This is a genomic window from Picosynechococcus sp. PCC 11901 (assembly GCF_005577135.1).
Taxonomy (GTDB): domain Bacteria; phylum Cyanobacteriota; class Cyanobacteriia; order Cyanobacteriales; family MRBY01; genus MRBY01.
Genome location: NZ_CP040360.1, coordinates 2,892,078 through 2,918,383, shown reverse-complemented (window position 1 = coordinate 2,918,383; position 26,306 = coordinate 2,892,078). Strand labels below are relative to the sequence as shown.

Genomic DNA, 26,306 nt, shown 5'->3' with positions numbered 1-26,306 from the left:
TGAATGTTTGACGTTTATTGAACGCGGACTTGGTACTGGCCATTCACGCTAGCCCTTGCAGGGACAGCATTTTGGAAGGTCCAACGCACATGGGTATAGCGTTCCGCTGGGGCCGGGCGCGTTTCCACACGACCATCGGGCAAGGTGACGCGAATCGTCGGGTTGGCACTGTAGGTTTTGCCGCCATCGATGCTGTAAGTGATTGTTGCGCCACCCACAGAGGCTGCTGACCCCATCACATAGACAGTATTGGCGGGCAGATCATCGGTAAGGACAAGGCCGGAAATGGGTTGTTCGGTGCGATTGTTGCCGCTGACAGTGTAGCGAATGGTGTCACCGGGTTTGACCCTGGGGGCGGGCCGCATAAAACCACCCTCTAGGCTACGCCAGGCAACTTTTTGTTCACCGCGCCAGTTTTTTTCGATTACCCGCAGATGGCCAGCTAGCTCAACATCAAGGTTCTGCTGGGTTTGGGCGAGGACAGGCTGGGGAGAAATTTGAGGCATCATCTGGGGAACAACGCCAACGCCTAAGGAAATACCAGCCAAGATTGTAAAAAGAGACTTTTTCATGATCTAGGAAAGCTTGTTGTAAATGAAGGATTGAATGGATTCGCCGCCAAAATTTGGGCAACTGTCACGACGAACCTTTTCATCACAAAGAGTTCTGTGAAGCCTAACCAGCAGACTTCACAGAGAGTAATTAGACAGTTAGTTGATTTCCCGTTGGAAAGTAAAGGTACCTTCACCACCAGGAACAACCGTACCAACATTGTTGATGTATTGGGTTACGTCGGTAGCCGCTGTTGTACCCACCTGTTGGATACCAGCCGTTGCGGGATCACCGTTAAAGAACTGGATTGTGCCAAATTGGGCAGTTGCGCCATTGGTTACGTGACTGGTGTCGATAACACCATCGCTGTCATTGTCTAAAGCCCAGTTGTTTCCAGAACCAGTATTGCCTGGAGTACCGCTAATGCCGCTGTCTTGGACTATGACATTGTTGGCCGGCAAGAGAATGTTTCCGGTACCGCTGCCCGTTGCTGGAGTGGCAATGTTTTCATAGGTGATACGGTATTCCAGAGTGTCACCAGGCCCAGGCTGCGGATCGATCTGACTACCATCTGTGAAGAAGCCAGAAGGTGTGCCATCGGCATAACGCACTTGAACTTCCTTAGTAAGCTTCAGGTAGCCAGCATAGAGACGGTCAATCTTGATGTTGCTCCCTGCTCCCTCTGCATCGAAGTCAAAGGTTTCATTTTCGTCGTTATTGACGTAGGCGATCACTGGGATACTGTAAGCATCAAAAGCGTTAACTACATCAGTACCGGGCAGATCAACTGTGACAGTGTAGTTTAGGCTCTGACCTGCAGCTAACGTAGGAATAGAAACTTGAGCAGCACTTGTTAAATCAAAAGTTCCTTCACCAGGATTTGTCTCCGCTTGCCACTCATAGGTAGCTGTTTGCACTGCTCCGACGCCAGTCTGAACGGGCAAAGTGATTGTTACGATCGTGCCATCGGGAATGTCGATTTCAGTGCCATCGACATCAACGCTGCTGTAGTCACAAGCCGCACAAACTTGGTTAGCCTCTGTGGGGCTGATGGGCCGCAACACAACATTAGTGATAGGAAAACTGGTGTTGTTAGCGACAGTATTATCGAAGATTACAGCGTCTGGATTTTCAATAGTTTCACCAGAGGTGACGGATTCAGTGATTGACTTTTCAACGAAGTCATCGTTAGTTGTTCCTTCTGGGCCAGTTGCTCCTGGTTGTTCTAATGGGCCATTTAATAACTCATCAGGCTGGGGTGTTGGATTGTCTAAATCTAGCTCGTTGGGTTCACCTTTTTCGGTGTCGTTACCACCACCATCGTTCGGTGTGCCGTCATTGGGGTCAGACCCATCTTCTTCATTGGGATCCCCTAAATCTAGAGCGGGGTCATAATCACCATAGGGATCGTCATTGCTGGGGGTATCTTCCAGGAAGTTGTTCGGGTTTTGGTCACCGGATTCATCGAAGACGATGTTGTTATCTGGGTCGCCATTCGTTTGACCGAAGATCTGGGCTAGGTTCCGGACTGTTGTAGCCTGTGCATTGGTTGCCTGGAGAGTAAAACCGGTAACAGTAGTTCCTGTGGCGATCGGGCCTCTTTGGGTTGTGTTGTAAACGAAACCAATCCGAGTAATGGTCGATGCATCAGTAGGTCTGACTGTTGTCCATTCAGCACCAGTAGTTGCTCCATCAGACAGTGCTGGCGTCGTTAGCGGGCTCGTGGTGTAGACAATAGTCCAGTTAGCAGGAGCAATAGGCAGAGTATTAGCAAACTCGGCGTCAAAGGGTTTCGCGTCGGAGACAAGGACATACTTTTCACCAGAAACAAGAGTTCCTGGATCAGTAGCAAAGTTAAGATCAGTACCCGTCAGACCAGCGGGAGTGAAGTTACCTTCATAACCAAAGGGCAACTCACTCTCAACCCGGAAGCTGAGGTTATAGGTGATTACATCATCATCAATATCGCCTGTTGGGCCGGGGTTAACGCTTCCCACGGACTTCAGTACAGTGGCGAGGGCTAAAGGCCGAGGCGCTTCCTGGTTAACAATTAACGGCTCAGAGGTATCAGCAGCTTCACGGTCACCATTAACAGCATCTGTACCGACGGTACGAACTTCATTAGTAGCAGTTGGTACATCACCATTTTGACCATCATCGGCTTGGTTTTGACTCAGGGGACTACCATCATTCGGGCCAGTATCCCCTAATTGCACCGTTACTTGATCGCCAGTAGTAGAGGAATCGACAGTCCCTTGGACAATGACGGTAATGGTTTGATCGGGTTCGACACCCGGAATAACCCAACCATCATTCTGAAAGGTCGGCGGGTTAGCAGGGACAGTAGAATCGGGAGAGAATGAGCCATTTAGATTTGTTGTGACGCCCTGAGCCGGGTTATTACCATTGGGGAGGAAAAAATCAGGGATACCATCACCCGTGACGTCAACATAAACACCATTGTTGTCGGTATCCGTGGTGGTATCTAGATTAGTGGTTGCAATGTTTGAAATATTCGGGATATAGACATCAGCAGAGTCATTACCGCCGTTGGTGACAGCAAAGGGGAACTGAACAATATCACCGGGGCGTACACTACCGTCGTTGAGATCGATGGGGGTCTGGGCAAAGTTCGTTAAGACCGCAACCTCAGCAACAGTGACAGTAACTTCATTGGATGTCGTTGTTAGAGACCATTTATAAAGTAAATCTTTAGGAAACTAGCCGACGCAACATCAGACGACTCATGGAAGCATAAATCCCTGCCTCCGACACTTCTGATAATTGCTCATAGTCTTTACTAAGGCGACGATAATAATTCAACCAACCAAATGTACGTTCAACAATCCAACGCTTCGGGAGTACCATGAATTCTTTACTGTTTCTACTAATCACTTCCACCTTGGCTTGCACCATTAACCAGAGACTTAAGGCAAAGCGTCCTCCTCGATATCCAGCATCTACCCACATCAACCGCAATCGCTTCAACATCTGCTGTTGCTGCTCCCTTAGCTCCATCACTGCAGCAAGGGCAAAGGTTCGTTCTGAGCTATTTCCCTCGGAGACTATCACTTTGTAAAGTAACCCTAAACTGTCGACTAGCAAGTTTCTCCGTCTTCCTTTGACCTGTTTCCCGCCATCGAAGCCATAGACATCGCCCTTTTTTCTGTCGTCTTGACCGATTGGCTATCGGCAATCAGGACGCTAGGTTCTGGGGTTTTCCCCACTGCTTGACGGCAGCGAGTCCGCAAAGCATGGTTGATGTTTTCCCAAACTCCCTGCTTCTGCCATTTGCGATAGTAGTAGTACACCGTGGAGGAGGGAGGAAAGTCCTTGGGCAGATAGGCCCATTGACAACCGGTTTTGAGGAGATAGAAAATCCCATTGCAGACCTGTCGCATATCAGTAGTACGTGGATGACCGCCGGACTTTGGAGCAGGAATCAAGGGTTCTAGTAAAGCCCATTCTGCATCGGTCAGGTCACTGGGGTAAGAAGCTTGAGACATTGGTGCTATTCTCCTGTGTCGTTACGCTTATGCTTGACCTTAACGACTTCACGGGCAAAAATCCTGTTCTCTTTATCTTTACTTTATAAACACCCTCTTAGATTTTCACCGTCAGGATCTTGGTAAGTGGCAGTGGCGGTATTACGAATGACTATACCGGCGGCTGTTCCTGCCGCGATCGCCTGGGGGATGAGCTGGAATTGACCGGCGGCCATGAGGCCCGCAATCACCAAGGGACTAGCGAGCTTACGGATTGTATTTTTTCTGGGGGTTTTGCACTTTGGCGATCGCCAAACTTGATTGTTCACTTAAAAATTCCTCAAACAAAAATTTGCTAGTAGGGGATGGGAAGAGATGGGTCTTCTCAATTGAGGGGAGCAAAAAGTTGATTATCAATGAATATAAATAAATAGCGATTTAGTTTTGCTTTGATTTGCTTAGTATAAATTACCCATTAATTGCAGACGATCATCGCTATTTCCATGAAGAGTTAGAGAAGCGATTTAGGCCTTTTATTGAAGAAATAATGAAGATGTTGGCCCCGGCATCACAAAAACCAAAAAATCCTTAAATGCTTGACTAAAGAGCCTTTAGTCAGATATGGGCGCAGATTTATTCACAAATTTTTCTATGAAATTTTTTTGACCACTGATTTTCCCAAAGAGAAGATTCAGCTTGACTGATTTATTTGGTTTTGCCGGAAAATAACTTAAAAGTGTTGAAATAAAAAAGAAAATTTGATGAAGTTTTTATGTTGTTTCAGTATGGTCAAAATGCCGAGGACTAAAGTGAATCTTTTTCACTGTGCTGTGGCAAAAGCCGTGCGGATCACGTCAATGTGATTTTGAATCTCGCCGGACAAAGGTGTAGAAGTTGCTGCATTTGACCAAGCTGCAGCCGAAAAGAATGCTTGCATTGCGGGGCTTGCGAGACGAGTATCCGGATCAAAAAACTGAAGTTCGCCTTGGTCGTATTGCGTCCCCTTACGGATTTTTAGACCCTGGGGGTGATTGGCGCTGCTGAGGATAATTTCGCCCCACAACACTTCAACGATTTGGCGCTTGTCTTGGGTTGTGACGCGAACACAGATCGGTGTCTCTCCACTGGGCTGAATGACGAGTTCTGAATCGGTGGGGATAGCACTGGCAGCGGCGGGCGAAAGCACCATTTGATAGGCAAAGATTTTGAGACGTTGGGTCGGCGATCGCCCCTCAGGGTTTGGGCGAATGCGGAGACCTTCAGCACAGCCCCGTTGCTGACCTTTTTGCCAACTCAGGGTGATGGTGCCCCCTTCAACCACACAGGGAAACCGATATTGAGTCTGTTGGGGGGCGGGGCCAGTTTGTAAAAGCAGTCCGTCATAGGTTTGGCGATCGCCCACCAGGACAAGGCGCGCAAAGGAGTGGTTATTGCCCGGCACAATCAGGCTTTGGCTATGGTTTTCGAGGCGATCGCCCACCTGGGCCGCTTGTTGACGGTGACTACCCTGCTGCATCATGAGGCGATCGCCCGTGAGGGAGACAATTTGACTCGCATCCGGCGGCGCAGCGATCACCCCAGGCATTAATCCCAAATACAACAGCGAAAAAAATTGGCTAATTGTCCCAAGCTTAAACATTTCCGATTCCCGACGCTCCTAGACATCAACGTAGATCTCTTCCTGGGAAAAAGCATGAAATCATCGCCCAGCACGATTTCAGCCTAATCAAATCATAGTGGGCGTTACCATTTACCGATGCACATTGCCGTGATCTTGCCGCTGAATCTATATTCTCTGAAAAATTTTGCTGATCAATTTTGATTAATCACCGTCACACTTAATCGAACAGGTGATCTGTCACGAGGCTTTACAGCAACGGATCTATGTTTAACTCAGGCAGCTAAATAGGCGATCGCCCCAGGCATCAAATGACCACCCGTAATCTGCTGAATTTCGAGTAGAGCAGGCATGAGGGGGCGACTAAAGTAATACCCCTGAACTTCATCACAACAAAACTGCTTGAGCATTGCCAATTCTTCTGGATGTTCGATGCCCTCAGCAACCACCTTAAACCCCAGATCATGGGACATATTAATGAGATTTTTGGTGATCGCCGAATTCACTTTATTACAATGTAAATTTTTAATGAAGCAGCGGTCTAACTTCAGGGTATCCCAGCCAAACAACCTGGTGTAATTAAAAGAAGCATAGCCTGTACCGAAGTCATCAATGGCAATCTTGACGCCTAATTTTTGCAGTGATGCTAAAACGGCGCAGATATTTTGAAAATCCTCAATCAAAACTGACTCCGTGATCTCTAGCTCTAGATGTTGGGGCGCAACTTGATGGGAAACCAGGAGATCCTGGAGCCGCTCAAAGAAGTGAGGAGCCGTGACCTGATGTACCGAAATATTAACGGCCATCCGAAAGGTTTGCTGGGACTGTTGATGCCATTTTTTTAACTGTTTTATGGCCCGCTGCAAGACCCAGTCCCCAAGCTCGTGGATCAGACCCGCTTCTTCGGCAATGGGGATAAATACCGTGGGAGAAATCGAACCGAACTGGGGGTGATCCCAACGAAGTAGGGCTTCAAATCCCGTCACCATCGTTGTTTGAGGATTGACTTGGGGCTGGTAAACGACGGTCAACTGATGGCGAGCGATCGCCTGGGCAAGGGCTAATTCTAAAAAACGTCGTTCTTGGGGGAATACAGTTGCCATAGTCAGTTTTTATCCGTCACACCTTTTTGAATCAAGCGTAGGACAACCATATATGTTGTCTAGCAAGGAGAGGTTCGTTCGCTGGTGTCGAGCTTTGTGCCCAAGCTGAAATCTATCACGATCAAGCCAAGACAACTTCATCAAATGTTTAAGATGCTGTGAATTCTAAGAATTCATAAAGTTCATAAAGACAATATAAAAGACAAAACCAAGATAAAAAAGTAATCGTCGCTACGAAGTCTCCCCAGACCTCCCCTTTGTCCGGAGTTGTTTACCTGTACAAAAATTTCAGCCTAGGCCATAAGTCGCCACTCCAAGAGAACTGCCGGGGGAATCTCGATGGTCGTCTGTTCTTTGAGGGGCAAGCTAAGTTGAACTTTTTGATCGGTGGGCAACTGGGGCAAAATCTCTTTTAAATCAAATTGACCCACATTGGGCGCAGGGGCTTCGGTGGCAAATTGATCTGGTGCTGTGAGGATCGCTTGATTGGGAGCAGATAAACTCAAAGAACCCGGATGGATAAAAGTCGCCTGGCCGGGATAGGCCACAAGGCGTAGGTCAACGATTTCGACATGACCATCTTTAACCCGTTTAAACAGCACCACCTGCCAAGTTTGACCGTGATTGTCTTGGATGGATTGGCGAGACTGATAAAGGATTTGTCCAGGGGCTTCTTCCTGTTGGCGGATACTGGCGAAACTGGGTTTTGCCCAAACGCCGCTACTCACCAAGAGAAACAAGCTTAGGCTGAGGAGAATCAATCCTTTTTTAAGAAAAAACATTGGCTGAATCTGGGGTGAGGGGTTTATTCAGGGTTAGTCTGGGCCGCTTCTAGGCTAGGAATAATGACGGAATACAGTCCCCGTAGGTCGCCAGCTTTGAAGTCGTAGGCGAGATCATCTAAATATTTAGCTTTGATGAAATTGGGGCGATTGTCCTTCGGGCCGTGGCAGGCGAGACAACTGCTTTCGACATTAATGCGGCGGTAGTAGTGGAGGCGATCGCCTTGGATTTGGCTATAGCTCAGGAGTTCGGGGTGTTGCGTAAATTTGGCGATCGCCATGGTTTCCTGGAGATTTTGCGGGGCATGGTCTGGATTGCGATATTTTTTAGCCACCTGCTTGACTTGCCAACCATTGTCTTGACTCAGTTGCCTCGCTTTCATCCCCACTGGCTTACAAACTTCCTGCATGGTTTGCGGCGTGATGTCTGCAGTCGGGTCAATGGTTTTGGCCAACTCAGAGCGCATTGGGTCAAGATCTTCGATGGCCTGCACGGCCCGAGCAAAATCCGGGGGATTGGGGGCTGCTTGCACAGGGACAATGGGCCAAACCAAGGTGGCGATCGCCAAGGCACTAATGAGAATGCCGGTCAGAAAATGTGAAAACTTTTGACCACTGCTCATTTGCACATTGAATGGTTTGTTTTTAAGAATAAAACGCAAAATCTTCATTGTATTTTTTCCATTTTTTATTCAATAGTTTAGTCAATTTCTCAGGAAAAATTCGCTTTTTAGGATTGATAATTAAATCTTCTTAAAATCCAAGAAAAGCCTCTACTTGAATGGCAGAGGCTAAGAGCATTTAGAGTATATTTTTCGTTCAGGATTCAGAGCAAACCAAGATTATTCAAAGCAATCATCATGCCACTGCAATCCCAAATTCAAACTTCCAGTTAGCCATTAATTGCCGGGGCTTGGAGGGCGACAGGCGCTTGATCTCCGGCTGCTAAATCGAGGGGGAAATTATGAACATTGCGTTCGTGCATGGCCTCAATCCCCAGATTTGCCCGATTGAGAATATCCGCCCAAGTATTGATCACCCGTCCTTGGGAATCTAACAGAGATTGGTTGAAATTAAACCCGTTCAAGTTAAAGGCAAAACAAGCGACGGCTAAAGAAGCAAACCAGATACCAATCACTGGCCAAGCAGCAAGGAAAAAGTGGAGGGCGCGACTGTTATTAAAAGAAGCATATTGGAAGATCAAGCGTCCAAAATAACCATGGGCCGCCACAATATTGTAAGTTTCTTCCTCTTGACCAAAACGATAGCCACTATTTTGGGACTCCGTTTCTGTGGTCTCCCGAATCAAAGAAGAAGTCACGAGGGAACCATGCATTGCAGAAAACAACGCACCACCAAAGACACCTGCAACCCCCAGCATATGGAAAGGATGCATCAACACATTATGCTCAGCTTGCAACACGAACATAAAGTTAAAGGTGCCAGAGATGCCCAACGGTAATCCATCCGAGAAAGATCCTTGGCCAATCGAATAAACCAAGAGTACCGCCGTCGCCGCCGCCACCGGAGCAGAATAGGCAACCGCAATCCACGGACGCATCCCCAAGCGGTAGGACAGTTCCCATTCCCGCCCCATATAGGCAAAGATACCAAGCAGAAAGTGGAACACAATCAGTTGGTAGGGGCCACCGTTGTAAAGCCACTCAGCCAGATTCGCCGCATCCCAAATGGGGTAAAAGTGCAGACCGATCGCATTAGAACTCGGCACAACGGCAGCGGTAATAATATTGTTGCCGTACAGCAAAGAGCCAGAAACCGGTTCGCGAATCCCGTCAATATCAACCGGGGGCGCGGCGACAAATGCCAGGACAAAACAAATCGTTGCGGTTAACAGCGTGGGAATCATTAAAACCCCAAACCAGCCTACATAGAAACGATTTTCTGTGCTGGTGACCCATTGGCAAAAGCGCTCCCAAAGATTGGTAGAGCCTTGCTGTTGTAGAAGTGTAGTCATAATTGCATGTACCAGTTTAAAGTACTGGGGACTAAGCAAATCGCTCAATCGATTTATTGCTTAATCACTTTTTGATTATATAGCACCGTTCCTAAAAAAGACAAGGCTTGCGGAAACTAAAGCTGCAAATAATCTTTTCTGTCCGTTTCTTGAGAGGCGATCGCCCCATTACACTAAAGTCATTCCCACTACGCAGCACCATGTCAACCCTGTTCACCAGCATCGCCAATCGCCTCCAAAACGTTTTTAACCTAGAGGTTATCGGTGACCAAATTGCCCGGGGCCTGATCAACCTCGTCGTTGCCCTCATTACCTTCGCAGTGTTCTACTGCCTTTGGAAGATTGTTGATGTGCCCCTCTATGCATCCTTCAAAAAATCAAAACTCGATAAAACCTCCGCCAGCTTCTTAAGGACCCTCGTTCGCTACGCCATTTTGACCTTTGGCGCGATCCAAGCCCTCAATGCAGTTGGGATTAACATGGCCGCAATCGTCACCAGCCTGGGACTTGTGGGATTAACGGTCGGCTTTGCTGCCCGGGATGCCCTTTCTAACTTGATTTCTGGACTGCTCATTTTTTGGGATCGGCCCTTTGTGATTGATGACCTCGTGGAAATTAATGGTCTCTATGGCCGCGTCGAAACAATCACCCTAAGGAGCACGCGCATTGTGACCGTTGATGGCCGGATGTTAGCGGTGCCTAATTCTGTCGTGATCAATTCAACGGTGATCTCCTACACTAATTTTCCGCAGTTACGCCTCGATATTGATGTCACCGTCGCCGTCCATGAAAATCTAGAGCGGGTACGACAGATCCTCTTGTCTTTGGTCGATGATCGCAGCATATTTACCGACACACCGCCCGCTAAAGTGGTGGTGACGGCTCTCAATGACTATAATGTGGCACTCCAACTTCAGGTTTGGTTACGCAATGAGCGCACCCATATTCCCGAACGCTTTGCCCTCCGAGAAAAAGTTTTTACCGCTTTAACCGCAGCAGGGATTGATATGCCCTTTGAAACAATTCAGCTCACTCCCTTGGCTGTGCAATTACAATCAGAAAAGTGAATTACTTTAAAATATTTGCTATTAATTATTCAAGAATCTTTCAAAAGCATCTGGCAGACAGAATTATCCTTTAGCTAATTTTTTGAATTCACAAACCTGTATTTTTTGGGATTTTTACTGTAGTTCTACCCAATATAAATGATATCTTTCTGTATCGATCCATGCCCTCTCAAAGCTGTTGATTTTATCTATTTTCAAGTCATTTTGCTCGGCTTCTAATTCCTGATTTAAAATGAGTAAAATTTCTGGTATATTCTGGGAAATTAGCAAATCCTGTATCTGCCTCAAAATTTCGTCATGCTCTACAATGGTTCGAGGCTCCTTGAAAAGGGTAAAGCTCCCCATTTGTTTTAATTCTGGGTAATAGAATTTTCGTTCTAAATACCCTGATAATGCCGCCATTTTTGCATCTTGACTCGCAACAATGAATTGATCTTCTAAATTGTTTACTTGAATGTATAGTGCAGTTTCTTTACTGGCAGAGTAAGGAATAATCAAATCCCTAATATAGCCATAGGTTATCCCCGTCAAAAAGTGTATACAAAGAATTACAGTAAAAATAATATTTGAGTATTTGGCAACAGCTTTAGGGGATATGTTAAGGATATTAACCTTGTCAGCTTTGCGCAAAAAGTAATCAGATTCAGGAGAGATTTTTGCTAACCATAGAGCTGCGACAAGAATCAAATAAAAATGACCGAAGTGGCGTGGGCCAGCGCCAATAAATCTGAAATAAGTAAAGGCTAACAATTGCAAATTACCGACTATGTAAAAGAAGAGTGCAACTGGCTTCTTTATCAGGCTAAAAGCAAACACTGCCAAAGCAAGAACAATTATTGAGTCACATATTACTAAATCTAACCATTTTTTTGAATTAGGAATAATAAGAAAATAGCCACCAAATATTCTGCCAATTGAGCGGAGTAAATGCCTGAGATCAAGGGTCAAAAACCACCCTTCTGTACCGCCATGGTTGTAGCTGTCAGCAGGAGGAGCAATAATATAAATTGCCAATGCATACAATGCAAATAAAACTAGAGCACTAAGCAATAAGTCTAGTTTATGGGATTTTTGAAAATATTTACGCCGATGATTTTTATCGAAAATAAACTCTACAATTAATGTACAAAAGAGAGATAGGGACAAAAAAAGTGCATAGGCATTGCTATTTGCCATGAGTCCCAATAAAGTTGCCAAAAATAAATATGTTTTCCGACGAGATATAAACAGGGCACAAAAACCAAATAGCCAAAGCATTCCTAGGCTATAGTTACGGGCAATTAATAAATATTGATAAAAAGGAAGATAACCAAAGGTGAATAGTAACTTGTGCTTGTGGGTAAAGGGACTGTAGTACCAAAATACAACGAGGGCAATAATGCCAAGGATAAGATGAAAAATCTGCATACTGATGGGATTTATGCTCAGGTTTCTGATGACAGATAAAGATAAAGCCCACAATAAAGGATGACCTTGGTAATTAACGTTGCTCACCATATCCATAAAAGATTGGCTATCTCTCACAATTAACCAAGTATTCATTTCATCCCGCCACATGGCATGGTTAAGGATACCCAATAGTCCAAGAACAGAAAAAATAGAAAGCACCTTCCAAGGCGCATCGGTGAATCGTTTTAATTGATCAGCAATAATCGACGACATAAACCCTATTAAAATCAATTATTGCCAAATAATACCATGCCATTTAGAAGTTGATATATAGATGCATGGCATATTTCGTTTTGAGCATTTTTCCGTTCTAATATTAATTAGAACAAGAAAAGAGAGCTGATAATATTTGAAATTTATAAAGCTTTAAAAGTTATTTTCAATACCTTTGGCCGACATCCTCTAAAGAACTAGAGAGCTTGAGATTAGAGAAGAAGTCAATTTGTTTTTTCTGGTGGGGATGTTGAAACTTTAGGTAATAAGCATTAAGAGAATAACCGCAATCCCCTGGCAAAGGACTGTGATTGGCATCTTCGTAAATAGCCGGTAAGCCCCCTGGAAGATAAAGGCGATCGCCGACCAGGGGAAAGCCCATCGCTGCCATGTGAATCCGAATTTGATGGGGGCGTCCAGTGAAAATTTGCACCTCAACCCGTGAAACTTTTGCTAGACGTTCTAGAACTCGCATTTCACTATGGGCGGATAAACCATCTGCTGTGGCGGCAAAGATTTTCCCCAGACTAGGATGACAGATTTTGCCGATGGGCGTGGTGATGGTGATTTGATCAGGATAATCGCCTGCTGGAATGACGGCCCGATAAATTTTTGTGATTTGATGTTCTCGTAATTGGCGTGTTAGGGATTGTCGCCCCAAAGGCGATCGCCCCAGGATCATCAACCCAGAAGTCCCCCGTCCCAAGCGATGAATCGGCACTGGTGTTTCGTCAGGAAATTGCCTTTTGAGTTGCGCTAACAACGTATTTTCTAAAAAATTTCCCGCGGGCAGCACCGGTAAACCCGCTGGTTTATCGATGATCCAAAAATGGGGGTCTTGGTGCAAAATTTGGAAATTTAACGGCACATCTGGCTCTTCCCAAGGGGGGCGATGATACTCTAGCCGTTGATTCTTTGCTAAACGTTGTGTGGCAGTGGCCGGTTTGCCGTCTACAAAAATTTGTTGATTTTCAATTCGTTTCGCCCATTCTTGTCGCGTTGAATGGCGATAAAATTCTGCATAAAAATCCAAGACCGCTAGGCCCGCTTGGGAGGGCTTCACGCGATCCCGGTAGACCCAGCCTTGATTGAGCATTTTACAAATTTACGAATACTGATAAATATTTTTGCGGGGATTAAAACTTTCGACTTCCCGTAATTTTTCGTACAAAGCCCGCTCTTCTTCGGTAATTTCTGGTGGTAAAACAAGCTGGACTTCTACCAGTTGATCACCACGAGAGCCGGAACTACGGGGATACCCTTTATTTGCCAACCGCAATCGCTGACCCGGTTTAACCCCCTTGGGCACAGTCATTTTTACTAAGCCGTCAATGGTCGGAATTTCGATGGAACCACCCAAAATAGCTTCGCTGGGGCTGAGGGGCACTTGACAGTAAATATCAGCGCCTTGCACTTCAAAGAAAGGATGGGGGGCCACAGTAATTTTGAGATATAAGTTACCGCCATTGATACCCTGATTACGCAACCGAATGCGCTGGCCATCGACCATGTGGGGCGGCATATCAACTTCGAGCGATCGCCCATCTTCGAGGCGAATCCGTTCCCGTCCCCCCCGATAGGCTTTCTCTAGGGGCAGAGTGAGACGTGCTTCCACATCCCGTTTAGCAGGGGATTTTGGGGTAGCCACTTTGGTTGTTTTTGTGGTGCCGGGGCGAAAATCTTCGTAGCTATTGCTCCGGACCCGGGCGGTGGTCTGCTGTCGGTCTTTCGGCCCAAAGGGATTAACACTGCCAATATTGGCGAACTGGCTAAAATCGTTGCGCTGGGGTCGATTGGTGCGGTTAAAACCAGGGCGACTGTATTTTCCCCCCATGGCCCGGGTGAACTGGTCATACTGCGATCGCCGCCCATCATCGGACAGCACTTCGTAGGCCTCGTTGAGATCCTTAAACTTTTCTTCTGCTACCTTATCCCCTGGGTTGACATCCGGATGATAGCGCCGCGCTAACCGTCGAAAGGAGCGCTTAATCTCATCACTAGAGGCATTACGAGGAACGCCTAAAATTTCATAATAGTTACGCAAATTGTTCATATTTAGGCGACAGAGTGAGGAATTCTCTCCTTAGATAATGGCGCACTGTTCCCAGATGTGATGTTTATTATGCCGGAATTACGAAGTAAAACAACTGTCTAGAACCATTCATCGTCCTCGTCCCAATCATTTTCGTAGGGGATATTGCGCCCTTGGCCTTGGCTGTAATACTTGCGGGAGACGTTCCGTTGTTCGTAGGGATCGCGACTGGTAGGCCGGGGTGGGCGAGAAGCGGGCGGTTCCACGGGACGACGGGGGGCAGTACCATTCCCATAGCGGTCATCTAGTGGGCGATCGCCCCCATAATTTTGGCGCGGTTGGGCAGCCCCATAGTCATAATTGCGGGTCGGTTGCGGTCTTTGGGGTGGCCGGGGGGCATAGTCATAGTTGCGTTGGGGGGGTGGCGCATCATAGCCCCGCTGGGGTGGGTAGCCAGCCCCTGGTCGGTAGTTAGAACGGGAATCATAGTACAGATCATCCTCATCATCACCGATCAAGGTTTTCTTAATCGTGTCAAAGAAAGAATCATCTTCCCCTTGGTCATACTGGAGGCGTACCTCGCGGTTAAGCTCATACAACGCATCCTGTAAATCTGCCTGGGCGCGATCCAAACGGCGATCGTCATTTTGTTTGAGGCTCTCTAAAATTTCCTGGGACAAACTCTCAATGCGGCGACGATAATAACTCGCAAACTGACTACCAAAATCAAGGGTGACTTCCTTCAATCTGCGTTGGGCTTGATCCGTTAAGGCTTTGGCCCGGTTCCGTTTTTCAACCTTCTCCCGTCGCTCTCGATCCTCTTGGGCAAATTGCTCTGCATCCCGCATCATCCGGTTCACTTCACTGTCCGTTAACGTCGAAGAACCCTGGATCGTAATGCTCTGTTCCCGTCCGGTGGTTTTATCCCGCGCCGACACCTGCAAAATACCGTTTGCATCAATATCAAAGGACACCTGCACCTGGGGAATCCCACGGGGCGCTGGCGGAATTCCCGTTAACTTAAAACGACCGAGGGATTTATTCCCCTGGGCCATTTCCCGTTCCCCCTGAACCACATGAATCTCGACGACGGTTTGGTTATTTTCTCCCGTCGAAAAAATATCTGAACGCCGCACCGGAATGGTCGTATTCCGGGGAATCAACTTTTTCGTCACACCACCAATGGTTTCTAGCCCTAAGGACAGAGGCGTTACATCAAGGAGCAAAATGTCTTTGACTTCTCCACCGAGGATCCCCGCTTGGATCGCTGCCCCCACTGCCACTACTTCATCGGGGTTGACGTTTTGATTGGGTTCGCGGTCAATGAAACTCCGCACGAGACCCTGCACGAGAGGAATACGGGTAGACCCCCCTACAAGAACTACTTCTCGAATTTGCACAGGGCTAATGCCTGCATCCTGGAGGGCGCGTTTAATGGGGCGACGCAAACGACTGATCAATTCTCCGCAAAGGCTCTCAAAGGTGGCACGGTCGAGTTGGGTTTCGAGGTGCTTCGGGCCTTCCTCGGTGGCGGTAATAAAGGGAAGATTGATTTCAGTGACGGTGACCCCAGACAGTTCAATTTTGGCTTTTTCGGCAGCTTCCGTGAGTCGTTGGAGGGATTGGCGGTCTTTGCGCAGATCAATATTTTCCGCTTCGAGGAATTTTTCAGCGAGCCAATCAACAATTTTTTTATCGAAATCGTTCCCACCAAGCTGGGTATCGCCACTGGTGGCTTTCACTTCAAAAACGCCATCGCCCACTTCTAGGACGGAGACATCGAAGGTCCCGCCCCCCAGGTCAAAGACCAGAATCGAGGAACTGCCTTGTTGTTCTAGGCCATAGGCAAGGGCGGCGGCGGTGGGTTCGTTGATAATCCGCAGGACTTCGAGGCCGGCAATACGTCCGGCATCACGGGTTGCCTGGCGTTGGGCATCGTTGAAGTAGGCGGGTACGGTGATCACGGCGCCTGTGACGGGTTCACCGAGGTAACGTTCGGCTTCGTCGGCAAGGCGGCGAATAATTTTGGCAGAAATTTCTTCGGGGGCGAATTCTTGGCGGAGACGGGGACAACGAATTTTGACGGTATCGGTTTCGGTGCGGCGAATGGTATAGGGGACTTGTTTGGATTCGGGGGTGAGTTCGCTGTAGCGGCGACCCATGAAACGTTTGACGCCGTAGTAGGTGTTTTGGGGGTTGAGTACGGCTTGACGGCGCGCCATTTGGCCGACGAGGAGTTCGCCATCTTTGTTAAAGCCAACGACGGAGGGGGTGGTTCTGGCTCCTTCGGAATTTGCAATGACAAGGGGTTTGCCGCCTTCCATCACTGCAACGACGGAATTTGTGGTTCCTAGATCGATGCCGACTACTCTACCCATGCGTTTTTTGATTCTCCTTGGTGTGGCCCGACAATCTATATATATTAGGTTGCGCCACGATTGTTAACAATATTTGCCCTTTATTTTATCGGAGCGATTGGGGAATTTCAGAGCTGACCTTGGAGGCTTTCGAGAATTTTGAGGGCTTGGGTTTGGTTTGTGGCTTGGTTTTGCTGCTCGAAAAGGGAGACGGCTTGGGTCATATCGGCGATCGCCTGTTCGAGATTATCGAGTTTGTAGTGGGTAATGGCGCGGTTGTAGTAGGCTTCGGCGAATTCAGGATTGCCAGTAATGCTAGCGGTGTAGTCCTGGAGGGCGGCAGTGTGATTTTCAAAACGGTTGTGGGCCAGGGCGCGATTGTAGTAAGCCTTGAAATAGTTGGGCCGGAGGGTCAGGGCTGCATTGTAGTCGGCGATCGCCTTGGCATGGTAACCGTTGGCGAGTTCGGTTTGGTTGGCGTTGCGGGCCTGGAGCGCGAGATCGTCGTAGGCGTTGCCCCGGTTAATGAAAAAATCTGGATTGTTATTTTTGAGGATAATCGCTTGGTCACAATCGGCGATCGCCTGTTCATAGTTGTCGAGCAAATAGGCGGCGTAACAGCGGTTCCCGTAGGCGTCGGCAAATTCGGGTTTGAGCTGGATCGCCTGGCTATAGTCATCGTAGGCCGCCTGGTATTCCCCCAGGACATGGTAGCTGTAGCCGCGATTGTAGTAGGCGTCGGGGTCAGATTCGTCGAGGTTAATGGCCGCTGAAAATTCGGCGATCGCCCCCTCAAAATTCCCTTGGGTGAGGGCATCAACCCCTGCGTTATACCGTTGGATCGCGTTGGCGGCGTTATTGCTTGTTTCAGGGGCGGTCTGGGACAGTCCGGGGGTGCCGGAGCCGAGGAGGAGGACTGTTCCCAAAAGGATCCAAGGGGTGCTGCTGTTCATGGGAATTTTCGTTCGGGGCTGCGCATAGTTACCTAGTTCCATCTTAGAGGGCTATGACAGCGTTAAGTTCCCGTCCTTAAGACTTTGCATTAGTTTGATGATTGGTGGCGATCGCCTAACTTACCGCATTCCCACACATTTGCCATGGCGAATAAGCAAAATTACAATTCGATGTCTTCGTAAATGTCGGCCAGGGCCAGATCGCAGTCGATGGAAACAAGGTGAATCATTTCATCAATGGCCGTGTATTCCGTGAGGCTCCATTGTTTCGGGCCTTGGCGATGGTAATGCTCCACAAATAACTGCTCCGGTTCGATGAGCAGATAGTCTTGAAACTCTGGGATAGAGCGATAGTAATGGAACTTTTCGCTGCGGTCATAGTTTTTTGTCGCAGGGGAAAGCACTTCGGCAATGAGGCAGGCATTTAAAACGGTATCTTTTCGCCCCTCCTGCAACACCAAGGGCTTGCCAGTGACCATCACATCGGGATAGGTATAAATTTGCTGGGAGGGAATCCAGAGTCGCTGATCAACGTGAAAAACTCGATAGGGACTTTTTTTGAGCCTTAGTTTTAAAGCAATATATACATTGCCACTAACTTCATTGTGAATAGGTGTCCCACCAGCCATAGGTTTAATCACTCCTTGGATATATTCGTGGCGATCGCTTGCCTGTTCTTCTTGGGCTAAATAGGCTTCGGGGGAAATGGGTTTTGCCAATGTTTGTGGGGTCATGGTTTTTTCTCACCTGGGGCTTTACCGCTTGCCTTGCCTTCAAGCTAACATAAGTTTTTCGCGCAGATTGCCTTAGCGATTAGGATTTGGTGTTGCTTTGGTCGTCGGGTGATTCCTTTGATTTGAAGACGGTCATGATGCCTTTGTCATAGTTGGAGGCGATCGCCAAAAAAGCGCCCCCCAAAATGTAGAAAGGCAAGGGCACAAAAAATCCTTTGATTAGCTGAAAAATTTGCACTGCGATAAACAGGACGACAACACTCGTTAACCAAACTTGCATTTGTTTTTCTCCTCAAATCCCGACAGTCTAGGTAATTTTTAGCGCATCCAGGTTGGCGATCGCCAGAAATCTTGCTCAAGTGGCCCGCAGATCGCGGCGTTGCAAATGTCCCCTCGGAGTATTCAAACTGCCGGGTAAAGTGCCGTGATCAACCACAGTCAGGCGATCCATGTTGTAGGTGGTGTAGCGCAAGTTTGTGCCGCCCCTGGGAATATCAATTATCGTAAGGCTCCGGTAGGGGGAAAGATTGCCTTGAACTAGAGAACGCGGCCCATCTCCTAAAGCACCAGTATGGAGCAGTTCCAATTGCCCCCGGTGAGCCGGATAATAGGCGTGTTGGTGACCGCTGATGTAGGTGTGGACGTTGTATTTTTCGAGCAGCGTCTGGAGGCGATCGCCGTCATGGAGATAATTTCCTGGTTCTGAGCGGCTCCCCGAAGCGACAGGATAGAGGGATAAATGCCCTAGGGCGAACCGTAAACGACTCCGTTGGGCTTGGTCACTGGCGAGACTGGCTTCGATCCAAGCCAACTGTGCTGGACTAATGCGGGCGGTGGAAGCATCCCACACAGAATAAAAAATATTGTTTTGGGTAAAGCTGTAATAGAAAGGGAAATGACGACGGTCAACAAAGTCTAGGGTCGGGGTATGGGCAGGGTTGCGCCAATATTGACTGGCCGCCTGACGATCTGCGGCAAAGGTGTATTGTCCATCACGCAGGGAGCCGGAAGCATCGTGGTTCCCCAGGGTAAAGGCGAAGGGAATGTTTGCTTGGCGTAGGGGTTGGGCAATGTATCGTTCAAAGGCTTGCCACATGGCGGCGAGCTGGGCTGGGGTGAGGCTACTTTTTTGGCCTGCGACCATATCGCCCGCACAGAGCACTAGATCCGGTTGCCAATCGGGAATCAAGGCGATCGCCCGTTTCACTTGGGACAGATAATCCGTGGAACCATAGGCGCTGTTCAGGTCGCTAATCACCACCAGGCGCGTCTCTCCTGCATTGAGTGCAGTTGGTACAGGATTAGCGATCGCCTGAGATTTTGCAATAATCCCACGCGAAATAAGTAAACTCCCTAGGGCCAAGCCCCCATAGGTTAAAAACTGTCGTCGATTCCCGTGCATTGGTTTTAGCCCCGCAAAATTTTCACTTCATCGAGGTTGGCGATCGCCACATCCGCTGTTTCTAGGTGAGCTTGGGTGGCATCTCCCCAACAAATTCCCACGGTGCCCGCGGCCCCTGCCGCCTTGGCCATTTGAATATCCCCTGGGGCATCGCCAATCATTAGGGTTTGACGTGGCTCAGTGCCTAAGGTTGCACAGGCTTGTAAAAATAAGGCTGGATCGGGTTTGAGGCCAAATTCTGCGCCCATTTTTAGCTGAATATAGTCTTGCAACTGGTAAGTTTTGACGAAAATTTCCACGTTGGCGGTGCTGTCCATGGAAAGAATGCCTAGCTTCAACCCGGCATCATGGCAAAATTTCAGCACCTCTAGGCTGCCGGTAAACAGCGGAGATGTGTCGCTGCGATCGCCAAGGATTTCTTCTGCTTCGGCAAAGGCTTTTTTGGCAATGTCAAGGGCTTCAAACCAACTGCGCCCCGTTTCGGCAATGTAGGCAGCGGCGGCGATCGCATTTTCTGGGTGACTGCCCACCGCCATTAAGCCCGTCGGGTCAAGCACTCCATCCACCATCCCAAAGGCCATCAGGAGCGGTTCTCCCACCCCAGGAATTTGGGCATCGATCAACCGGGCGCGCTTTTGGGCCAGTTCCCGCAGGTAGTTTTGGGAGTCGGCGAGGGTGCCATCTTTATCAAAAATGATCCCCGTAATATTTTCAAAAAGGCGATCGCCCACTTGCACTGTAATCATCGTAAATGCCGCTAATCCGTTGCCAAGGTCAATAACATTTTAGGTGCCGACGGTGAGCCGATATTTTAAACTGAGCAGACTCAGCCAGAGGGAAGGGTATTTTTCCGATAGCCAAGCTTCTGAGTTTTCGAGCCACTGGGGTAACCAACCCATCAACAGTAGACTCAACACCGCATCAAAACTAAAGGCAAAATAAGCACCGACCCAGCGGATAAAATCCTTCGCCCCAGCCATTTGCCAAATCCACATAATTAAAGCCGGGTTTTGGCGGGCGGCAACCAGGGCCAGCTTATTGAACATTAGCCAACTGGTGCGGTCTTTAATAAAGGTCTCGGCCACCTCTGGGGAGGAATCTGCTAAAAGCCCAAAGAAGGTATTCAACATGGCATTGATCCGTTGGGGTGGTAACTTCATCCCCGTCGGCACCATCATCCCCTTAGAAAAGAGCCAAGTCACCGCAATATTACTTTGGTAGGCGCGGATCTTGCTCAAATTCTGCTGGTCGAGGAGATCTTTTTGGAGGGCAATATCCAGCAGCTTTGTCAGACGGTCTAAATTGCGCACCAGGGAACCAAACCCCGTAAAGACCAAGGGCGATTGCAAAGAGGCCGCATCCCCAATGGCGAGGAGTCGATCAAAGGCCACTTGGCGATCGCCTGCGCCCACATTGAAATAACCCGGAATATAACCAAACGTCGCCTTCTCAAAGGTGAGTTGTGCCATGTCACAGCGGCGGTACTCCGGCAAAATACTGAAAAAGTCTTCGTACATTTCCAACAAAGACCCCGGATTCTCCGGGTTTACCTCGTGGTAATGGAACAGATAAATCGTCATCTCGTCCCCCTGACCCGGAAACAACTCCCAAATTAACTGTCTGCCCCGGGAAATATCCCCATGGGAATTTAAAACATCCCCATATTCGCTATCCCACACCGCCGGGTCAAACCCCTTCACCACGGCTCCCACCGTCGGACAAACGCTATCAAAAGGACGTCCCTGATTCAACTGCGCCGCAATGGGAGAAGCCGTCCCCATCGCATCCATCAGCAGTCGCGCCTGAACAATTTTTTCTTCCCCGGTCGCCAATGATTTCGTGAAAATCTGCGCCCGTTCCCGGCCAATATCTGCCCGGATAAATTCCGTCTGATCCCAAATTTCGCCCCCAGCAGCCCGTAATTTTTCACCACATTTTTCGAGCAACAGTTCCGAAGCTACGGCAATATTCAGCACCGTCGGCGTGTAGAGAATATTCGCCTTGAGGTGGGATGGATTATTCCCATCGAAAAACTTGTTAAACCCATTTTTATATTCACGGGCAACTAAGGTTTCAATTTCTGTTTCATCAAACAAGCCCAGATTAATCAGGCTTTGGAGTTCACTGCGGGAAATATTCCACTCCCGGTTCATCCGCCCAAAGGGCAACCGCTCAATTAGCAACACCTTGTAACCCAGTCGTGCCATAACGGCAGCATGGATCACCCCTAAAGCGCCACCAATGTAAACCAAGTCATATTGGGCGAACTGGGGATCGGCGGGCTGATTTTTTTCAAAAATAACGGGTTGGGGCGCTTGGGGATTTTTCACCGTTTCCCGCCAACGCTTTTCCCACCAATAGGCCCGCTGCAAGTCAAACTCTCCCTGGGGAAATTTCTGGAAATATTCGACTGTTTTCGGATAATCTGCGGCCAAAGCGTCAAAAATGGATTGGCCTGGCTGAATTTCAGGGGGGGCTGGGTACTGATTGGGGAAAGCCTGTTCTAAATCTGATTTGAGTTGGCGACAAAGACTCTGGGGCTGGGGAAATCCTGACGCCCAGGCAAATACTTTTAAGTAGGTGGTACGCTGCACATTCCAGGTGAAAATCGAGAGTTCGGCCCCATTGGCGACTAGGCGAATGCCAGTGGGGGTCTGCTGCTTCTCTCCGTGTCGGGGTTGCCAACTGGTCTGTAGCCAATGGCAAACTTTGTCAGTGTCGGGGGTAGGGACTTCGAGATAAAGCAGTTCTTCCATGGAAATTACAGATGGGTGAGGGGTGATGTCACTCTGGATTATCATACCCGCTTTGATTTGCCCAAGGGAAAGGCCTTAGGATCGAGAAAACAGCGTTGGGTTCGTAATTTTTCTTATAAAAACTTAACCTTGTTAAAATAGAATTGATCATTTATTCAACACAGGAGGGTTCATGGCTAATATCACCTACGTTCCGGCAAATAAGGACGTGATTGCGGCAGATGGTGCAAATTTACGGGAAAAAGCCCTGCAAAATGGCGTGGATTTGTACACTTTCGGCGGAAAATTGATGAATTGCGGTGGTGTTGGCCAATGCGGAACCTGCATTGTCGAGATTCTGGAGGGGATGGAAAACCTGTCGCCCAAGACTGATTTTGAGAAGCGGCGTCTCAAGCGTAAGCCCCCCAGCTATCGCCTTGCTTGCCAAACCTTGGCCCATGGGGATGTTGTTGTAAAAACCAAACCCTAAGGGCAGCCTCTTTGGTTTTTTGTTTAGGAAGATATTCTTTGGGAATCCCCGTGGCGATCGCCCCTGGTAAGGAGCTAGAGGTGATATTCTTGATATCATTGTGATCTAGCTCGATGAAGAGGCGATTATTCAATGCAAGTTAACGATCTCGGTTTCATTGCAACGATTCTTTTTGTACTCGTACCCACCGTTTTTTTGTTGATCCTTTATATCCAGACCAACAAAACGGCTTCCTAAGAAAAACCATTTTAAAAAAACACGATAAAAAACAATGGGGGACAGATCCTTGGCGATCGCCCCCTTTTTTATGGCTGTGAATTGATTTTCTTTTTAGCTGGCATCAGTCCGAGCTAAGAGCACAGGACAAGGCGCATTTACCCGCACATAGTCCGATAGAGACGTGCCCAGTAAGCGATCCAGGTCAGGCATACTCTTAGCAATGGAAGGACGGCGGTCTGGGGAACCTAGGATTAACAAGTCAATGTTTTGGTCTTTGGCGACATTGCAGATTGTGGCCCCAGGACGACCCCCAACGACTAACGTTTTGTACGCAATGCCCATTTGTTTAGCCCGTTGAATCGCTGGAGCGAGGGCCGGATTCGCGTCCATTTCTGCTTGGGAAAGGGAAAGATTCCCTGGCAGATCAGGGTTAACCCGCAGGAGTAGCAGTTCGCAGCCACTATAGTCCCGCAGCATTTGCAGGGCTAAATCCAAACCATACATCGCCGCATCGGACTTATCGATAGCGACCATAACTTTTTTGACCGTGCGCACATAGATGTCATCCTTAACCAGGAGCATCGGCCGGTTGGTGAGCTGGAAGACGTATTGACTCACAGAATTAGCGAGGATCGACTGTAGCCGTTTGAGTCCCCGGGAGCCCATCAAAATTAGGTCGGCATCAATCTCATCGGCGACTTTGCAGACCACGTCTTTAGGATCCCCTTGGCGCAGGATGGTGTTGACGTTGCCAGGATCGAGCTTGAGGTCTTGGATCGCTTGGGCGAGGAGCTTACCACCGGTTTCGTAGCCTTTTTGTTCGATGTCGGGAGTCAGCTCTTCCTTCACAACATGGAGAATATTAATGCTAGTGTCTTTGAAGGCAGGGAGCTTGAGCAAGTTTTTCAACATATCCTGGACTTGCCCAGTGCCAGAATCAGCGAAGAGAATTTTTCTAATCATGGGACGACTGTTAACGGGGTTTTTCAAATGGGCTTTTATCCCTAGGATCCAGCATACTCCCTTCTGAGGGCGGGAAATTTTAAGGCTTATTACATAATGGAAGTTGATTTTTTTACGGAATTTTCACCACGATGGATTTGATGCGATCGCTGCCCATTGGGTTATATCTGGAGCAGCCCCAAACCTGGCTCCACCGACTAGACCCCCGGGTGAAACTCGCTTGGTTGATGAGTTTTTTGATTGGGCCGATTTTGGCGAACAACCTGTGGCGCTTGGGTTTGGTGGGATTATTAATCGCGATCACCCTAACGGCATTAATTCCCCTGCGGGTCTGGAAACAGCAGATGGGGTTGCTGTTGATTTTTTGTTTGGTGTTGTTTGGGGTGACGTTAATCACCCCCGATGGCTTGGTGCTTGATCATCAGCCCCGTTTACCGGCAGAGGATCTAGATATTCAGCAAAACTATGAATATGTGGTGTGGCAGTTTAAATTTATCTCCGTCACGCGCCTCAAACTCGATCTCGGCATTAAGCTCAGTACACAAATTTTCACGTTGCTCTACAGCACCAATCTGTATCTGTTGACCACGGCAGCGGAAGAAATTACCACGGGTTTAGAGTTTCTCCTGGGGCCACTGCGCCGACTCAAGGTTCCGGTGACAGAAATTTTGCTCACCCTGACCCTCTCGCTCCGGTTTATTCCCCTTGTGTTAGAGGAAATTCAGAATTTAACGCGTTCAGTCCGCACAAGGGCGATCGCCTGGAAGACCCTAGGGTTCAAACAGAGTGCCCAGCTGTGGCTGATGGTCTCCGAAAAACTCCTCGAAAATCTTCTAATGCGAGCCGAACAAATGGCGACGGCGATGGATATCCGGGGCTTCACCAGTCCAAACCAGCACCTTGTCCGTTGGCATCAACTGCGCTTCCACCGTTTGGATTGGCTGATCCTTGTGTTGCTGCTGCCCTTTTGGTCATTGCGCTTCCTCTGGGGCTAGTTAGTAGCGAATCCGTGGGTCGATCAACGCATTCACAATATCAATCACCAGACTGACTACCACCACAATCGCCCCGAAAAACACCATAATCCCCTGGACCGTTGGATAATCCCGCAAGGAAATTGCCTCATAAAGACGATTCCCTAAACCCGGCCAAGAAAATGTCACTTCCGTAAGGACGGCTCCTCCCAACAAGGCTGCAAAGGTAAGCCCCAAGACCGTGATCACTGGAATCAGAGCATTTTTCAAGGCGTGGTTCCAGAGAATTTTTCGTTCCGGAATGCCCCTGGCCCGCGCCGCTTCCACATAGTCTGACTGCAACGTTTGCCGCAAATTGACCCGCACAATGCGCTCAAAAATACCACTCAAGAGGATTCCCAAGGTACAACAGGGCAACACCAAATAATACAAAGCCGTTCTGAGCTGCAAAAAACTTCCCGTGAGCAGACTATCGAGGGTATAGAGACCGGACAAGGCCGGTGGTGGGGGCACATCCAACGGAAAGCGTGTCCCCAGGGGAAACCACCCCAACTGCACCGAAAAAATGAGTTGCACCACCATTCCCATCCAGAACAAAGGCAGTGCGTAGGTGATAATCCCAAATAATCGCCCGCCCACATCAAACCAAGTGCCTTGGCGGGAGGCTGCAATCATCCCCACGCCAGCCCCCACCACCACCGCAACAATCATGCCAAACAAGGTTAATTCTACGGTTGCGGGAAAATGCTGCTGAATCACCTCCCACACCGGTAAGCCGCGACTGGTGAGGGATGTCCCCAAGTCAAATTGCAATAGGCTACCGAGGTAACGGACATACTGTAACCAGAGGGGCAGATCTAAGCCTAGTTGTTCCCGGAGTAGGGCCTTGGTCGCTTCAGGGGCACGGTTGCCGAGGATTGCATCAGCAGGATCGCCTGGGGTCGCCCGGAGTAGTAAGAAGACGACGGTGATAATGGTTAACAACATCAAGGGAGCCAGGAGCAGACGCACCAAGATGTAGTATTGGAGAGCTTTACTACGGGAAGCCATGGGCAATGGGTGGGGAGAGATAGAACTGGAAAAATTATAGGAAACTGCGGTCGTTCCTCAAGAAAATTATTCTGGGCTAGTGAGGGGAATTAACGTCATGACAGGCGGTAGGGTTGGGGAACTGGGTTACAATACAGTCTCGAAATTTTCTGA

25 protein-coding genes are annotated in these 26,306 nt (G+C 48.5%); 4 read left to right on the top strand and 21 right to left on the bottom strand.

Annotated features, from left to right (window positions below):
* Nucleotides 1-14: 14 nt before the first annotated feature.
* From FEK30_RS15100 to psbA, 9 genes are all read right to left on the bottom strand, one after another.
* The gene (locus tag FEK30_RS15100) at nt 15-572 is read right to left on the bottom strand and encodes a DUF11 domain-containing protein (RefSeq protein WP_062435303.1); all 558 of its coding nucleotides are present in this window, start codon (nt 570-572) and stop codon (nt 15-17) included.
* Between the two features lie 138 nt (nt 573-710).
* Nucleotides 711-2,768 (bottom strand): DUF7925 domain-containing protein, encoded by a 2,058-nt coding sequence (locus FEK30_RS15095; protein ID WP_138073630.1) that lies wholly within the window; start codon nt 2,766-2,768, stop codon nt 711-713.
* A gap of 496 nt (nt 2,769-3,264) precedes the next feature.
* Nucleotides 3,265-4,058 (bottom strand): IS5 family transposase gene (locus tag FEK30_RS15090; RefSeq protein WP_138071976.1). Its coding sequence is split into 2 segments (ribosomal slippage): nt 3,265-3,725 and nt 3,725-4,058, totalling 795 coding nucleotides; the frame shifts between segments, so codons are not numbered across the junction.
* 83 nt (nt 4,059-4,141) lie between these two features.
* Complete coding sequence (locus tag FEK30_RS15085; protein WP_138073629.1) at nt 4,142-4,366, bottom strand: hypothetical protein; 225 nt, start codon at nt 4,364-4,366, stop codon at nt 4,142-4,144.
* Between the two features lie 491 nt (nt 4,367-4,857).
* Complete coding sequence (locus FEK30_RS15080) at nt 4,858-5,676, bottom strand: hypothetical protein (protein WP_138073628.1); 819 nt, start codon at nt 5,674-5,676, stop codon at nt 4,858-4,860.
* A gap of 254 nt (nt 5,677-5,930) precedes the next feature.
* Entirely contained in the window at nt 5,931-6,758 is an 828-nt protein-coding gene (locus tag FEK30_RS15075) for a putative bifunctional diguanylate cyclase/phosphodiesterase (RefSeq protein WP_012307767.1), read from the bottom strand.
* Nucleotides 6,759-7,051: 293 nt separating this feature from the next.
* Nucleotides 7,052-7,540 carry a DUF3122 domain-containing protein gene (locus FEK30_RS15070; protein WP_138073627.1) on the bottom strand — a complete coding sequence of 163 codons (489 nt, stop codon included), beginning with the start codon at nt 7,538-7,540 and terminating at the stop codon, nt 7,052-7,054.
* A 23-nt stretch (nt 7,541-7,563) separates the two neighbouring features.
* Nucleotides 7,564-8,163, bottom strand: a complete 600-nt coding sequence (locus FEK30_RS15065; RefSeq protein ID WP_255447906.1) for a Tll0287-like domain-containing protein — start codon at nt 8,161-8,163, stop codon at nt 7,564-7,566.
* A gap of 269 nt (nt 8,164-8,432) precedes the next feature.
* Nucleotides 8,433-9,515 carry a photosystem II q(b) protein gene (gene psbA, locus FEK30_RS15060; protein WP_099239132.1) on the bottom strand — a complete coding sequence of 361 codons (1,083 nt, stop codon included), beginning with the start codon at nt 9,513-9,515 and terminating at the stop codon, nt 8,433-8,435.
* Between the two features lie 200 nt (nt 9,516-9,715).
* Here psbA and FEK30_RS15055 point away from each other — a divergent pair, with 200 nt between their 5' ends.
* The gene (locus FEK30_RS15055; protein ID WP_138073625.1) at nt 9,716-10,582 is read left to right on the top strand and encodes a mechanosensitive ion channel family protein; all 867 of its coding nucleotides are present in this window, start codon (nt 9,716-9,718) and stop codon (nt 10,580-10,582) included.
* 114 nt (nt 10,583-10,696) lie between these two features.
* On the opposite strand, the gene FEK30_RS15050 is transcribed toward FEK30_RS15055, so the two are convergent.
* The 10 genes from FEK30_RS15050 to FEK30_RS15005 all read right to left on the bottom strand — a co-directional run bounded on the left by FEK30_RS15050 (nt 10,697) and on the right by FEK30_RS15005 (nt 22,478).
* Complete coding sequence (locus FEK30_RS15050) at nt 10,697-12,244, bottom strand: hypothetical protein (RefSeq protein ID WP_138073624.1); 1,548 nt, start codon at nt 12,242-12,244, stop codon at nt 10,697-10,699.
* Between the two features lie 166 nt (nt 12,245-12,410).
* On the bottom strand, nt 12,411-13,340 hold the full coding sequence (locus FEK30_RS15045) for an RluA family pseudouridine synthase (RefSeq protein ID WP_138073623.1): 930 nt from the start codon (nt 13,338-13,340) through the stop codon (nt 12,411-12,413).
* A 9-nt stretch (nt 13,341-13,349) separates the two neighbouring features.
* Complete coding sequence (locus FEK30_RS15040; RefSeq protein WP_030006610.1) at nt 13,350-14,297, bottom strand: DnaJ C-terminal domain-containing protein; 948 nt, start codon at nt 14,295-14,297, stop codon at nt 13,350-13,352.
* Nucleotides 14,298-14,395: 98 nt separating this feature from the next.
* A complete protein-coding gene (gene dnaK, locus FEK30_RS15035; RefSeq protein WP_012307760.1) occupies nt 14,396-16,654 on the bottom strand; it encodes a molecular chaperone DnaK in 2,259 nt (752 codons plus the stop codon).
* Between the two features lie 107 nt (nt 16,655-16,761).
* Nucleotides 16,762-17,586 (bottom strand): tetratricopeptide repeat protein, encoded by an 825-nt coding sequence (locus FEK30_RS15030; protein WP_041443935.1) that lies wholly within the window; start codon nt 17,584-17,586, stop codon nt 16,762-16,764.
* A gap of 161 nt (nt 17,587-17,747) precedes the next feature.
* Nucleotides 17,748-18,320: a Uma2 family endonuclease gene (locus FEK30_RS15025; protein WP_138073622.1), complete on the bottom strand. Its 573-nt coding sequence runs from the start codon at nt 18,318-18,320 to the stop codon at nt 17,748-17,750.
* A 79-nt stretch (nt 18,321-18,399) separates the two neighbouring features.
* Nucleotides 18,400-18,600: a hypothetical protein gene (locus FEK30_RS15020; RefSeq protein ID WP_012307757.1), complete on the bottom strand. Its 201-nt coding sequence runs from the start codon at nt 18,598-18,600 to the stop codon at nt 18,400-18,402.
* 75 nt (nt 18,601-18,675) lie between these two features.
* Nucleotides 18,676-19,722, bottom strand: a complete 1,047-nt coding sequence (locus FEK30_RS15015; protein WP_138073621.1) for a metallophosphoesterase family protein — start codon at nt 19,720-19,722, stop codon at nt 18,676-18,678.
* A 5-nt stretch (nt 19,723-19,727) separates the two neighbouring features.
* Nucleotides 19,728-20,468 (bottom strand): HAD family hydrolase, encoded by a 741-nt coding sequence (locus FEK30_RS15010; RefSeq protein ID WP_030006614.1) that lies wholly within the window; start codon nt 20,466-20,468, stop codon nt 19,728-19,730.
* 39 nt (nt 20,469-20,507) lie between these two features.
* Nucleotides 20,508-22,478, bottom strand: a complete 1,971-nt coding sequence (locus FEK30_RS15005; RefSeq protein ID WP_138073620.1) for an FAD-dependent monooxygenase family protein — start codon at nt 22,476-22,478, stop codon at nt 20,508-20,510.
* Between the two features lie 172 nt (nt 22,479-22,650).
* Here FEK30_RS15005 and FEK30_RS15000 point away from each other — a divergent pair, with 172 nt between their 5' ends.
* A complete protein-coding gene (locus FEK30_RS15000) occupies nt 22,651-22,947 on the top strand; it encodes a 2Fe-2S iron-sulfur cluster-binding protein (protein WP_012307752.1) in 297 nt (98 codons plus the stop codon).
* 132 nt (nt 22,948-23,079) lie between these two features.
* Nucleotides 23,080-23,184, top strand: a complete 105-nt coding sequence (gene psbM, locus FEK30_RS14995; protein WP_012307751.1) for a photosystem II reaction center protein PsbM — start codon at nt 23,080-23,082, stop codon at nt 23,182-23,184.
* A 93-nt stretch (nt 23,185-23,277) separates the two neighbouring features.
* Here the strand turns inward: psbM and FEK30_RS14990 are convergent, their stop codons facing one another.
* Nucleotides 23,278-24,129 (bottom strand): universal stress protein, encoded by an 852-nt coding sequence (locus FEK30_RS14990; protein WP_065711086.1) that lies wholly within the window; start codon nt 24,127-24,129, stop codon nt 23,278-23,280.
* A gap of 131 nt (nt 24,130-24,260) precedes the next feature.
* Between FEK30_RS14990 and FEK30_RS14985 the strand changes: the two genes are divergently transcribed.
* Nucleotides 24,261-25,124: an energy-coupling factor transporter transmembrane component T family protein gene (locus tag FEK30_RS14985; protein WP_138073619.1), complete on the top strand. Its 864-nt coding sequence runs from the start codon at nt 24,261-24,263 to the stop codon at nt 25,122-25,124.
* On the opposite strand, the gene FEK30_RS14980 is transcribed toward FEK30_RS14985, so the two are convergent.
* Nucleotides 25,125-26,153 carry an ABC transporter permease gene (locus FEK30_RS14980; RefSeq protein WP_138073618.1) on the bottom strand — a complete coding sequence of 343 codons (1,029 nt, stop codon included), beginning with the start codon at nt 26,151-26,153 and terminating at the stop codon, nt 25,125-25,127. It lies immediately after the preceding gene.
* Nucleotides 26,154-26,306: the final 153 nt, after the last annotated feature.

Excerpts from the sequence above, each read along its gene's own strand:
- FEK30_RS15100 (WP_062435303.1), bottom strand. The coding sequence starts at position 572 with ATGAAAAAGTCTCTTTTTACAATCTTGGCTGGTATTTCCTTAGGCGTT.
- FEK30_RS15080 (WP_138073628.1), bottom strand. The coding sequence starts at position 5,676 with ATGTTTAAGCTTGGGACAATTAGCCAATTTTTTTCGCTGTTGTATTTG.
- FEK30_RS15075 (WP_012307767.1), bottom strand. The coding sequence starts at position 6,758 with ATGGCAACTGTATTCCCCCAAGAACGACGTTTTTTAGAATTAGCCCTT.
- FEK30_RS15070 (WP_138073627.1), bottom strand. The coding sequence starts at position 7,540 with ATGTTTTTTCTTAAAAAAGGATTGATTCTCCTCAGCCTAAGCTTGTTT.
- FEK30_RS15065 (WP_255447906.1), bottom strand. The coding sequence starts at position 8,163 with ATGAGCAGTGGTCAAAAGTTTTCACATTTTCTGACCGGCATTCTCATT.
- psbA (WP_099239132.1), bottom strand. The coding sequence starts at position 9,515 with ATGACTACACTTCTACAACAGCAAGGCTCTACCAATCTTTGGGAGCGC.
- FEK30_RS15055 (WP_138073625.1), top strand. The coding sequence starts at position 9,716 with ATGTCAACCCTGTTCACCAGCATCGCCAATCGCCTCCAAAACGTTTTT.
- FEK30_RS15050 (WP_138073624.1), bottom strand. The coding sequence starts at position 12,244 with ATGTCGTCGATTATTGCTGATCAATTAAAACGATTCACCGATGCGCCT.
- FEK30_RS15045 (WP_138073623.1), bottom strand. The coding sequence starts at position 13,340 with ATGCTCAATCAAGGCTGGGTCTACCGGGATCGCGTGAAGCCCTCCCAA.
- FEK30_RS15040 (WP_030006610.1), bottom strand. The coding sequence starts at position 14,297 with ATGAACAATTTGCGTAACTATTATGAAATTTTAGGCGTTCCTCGTAAT.
- dnaK (WP_012307760.1), bottom strand. The coding sequence starts at position 16,654 with ATGGGTAGAGTAGTCGGCATCGATCTAGGAACCACAAATTCCGTCGTT.
- FEK30_RS15030 (WP_041443935.1), bottom strand. The coding sequence starts at position 17,586 with ATGAACAGCAGCACCCCTTGGATCCTTTTGGGAACAGTCCTCCTCCTC.
- FEK30_RS15025 (WP_138073622.1), bottom strand. The coding sequence starts at position 18,320 with ATGACCCCACAAACATTGGCAAAACCCATTTCCCCCGAAGCCTATTTA.
- FEK30_RS15020 (WP_012307757.1), bottom strand. The coding sequence starts at position 18,600 with ATGCAAGTTTGGTTAACGAGTGTTGTCGTCCTGTTTATCGCAGTGCAA.
- FEK30_RS15015 (WP_138073621.1), bottom strand. The coding sequence starts at position 19,722 with ATGCACGGGAATCGACGACAGTTTTTAACCTATGGGGGCTTGGCCCTA.
- FEK30_RS15010 (WP_030006614.1), bottom strand. The coding sequence starts at position 20,468 with ATGATTACAGTGCAAGTGGGCGATCGCCTTTTTGAAAATATTACGGGG.
- FEK30_RS15005 (WP_138073620.1), bottom strand. The coding sequence starts at position 22,478 with ATGGAAGAACTGCTTTATCTCGAAGTCCCTACCCCCGACACTGACAAA.
- FEK30_RS15000 (WP_012307752.1), top strand. The coding sequence starts at position 22,651 with ATGGCTAATATCACCTACGTTCCGGCAAATAAGGACGTGATTGCGGCA.
- psbM (WP_012307751.1), top strand. The coding sequence starts at position 23,080 with ATGCAAGTTAACGATCTCGGTTTCATTGCAACGATTCTTTTTGTACTC.
- FEK30_RS14990 (WP_065711086.1), bottom strand. The coding sequence starts at position 24,129 with ATGATTAGAAAAATTCTCTTCGCTGATTCTGGCACTGGGCAAGTCCAG.
- FEK30_RS14985 (WP_138073619.1), top strand. The coding sequence starts at position 24,261 with ATGGATTTGATGCGATCGCTGCCCATTGGGTTATATCTGGAGCAGCCC.
- FEK30_RS14980 (WP_138073618.1), bottom strand. The coding sequence starts at position 26,153 with ATGGCTTCCCGTAGTAAAGCTCTCCAATACTACATCTTGGTGCGTCTG.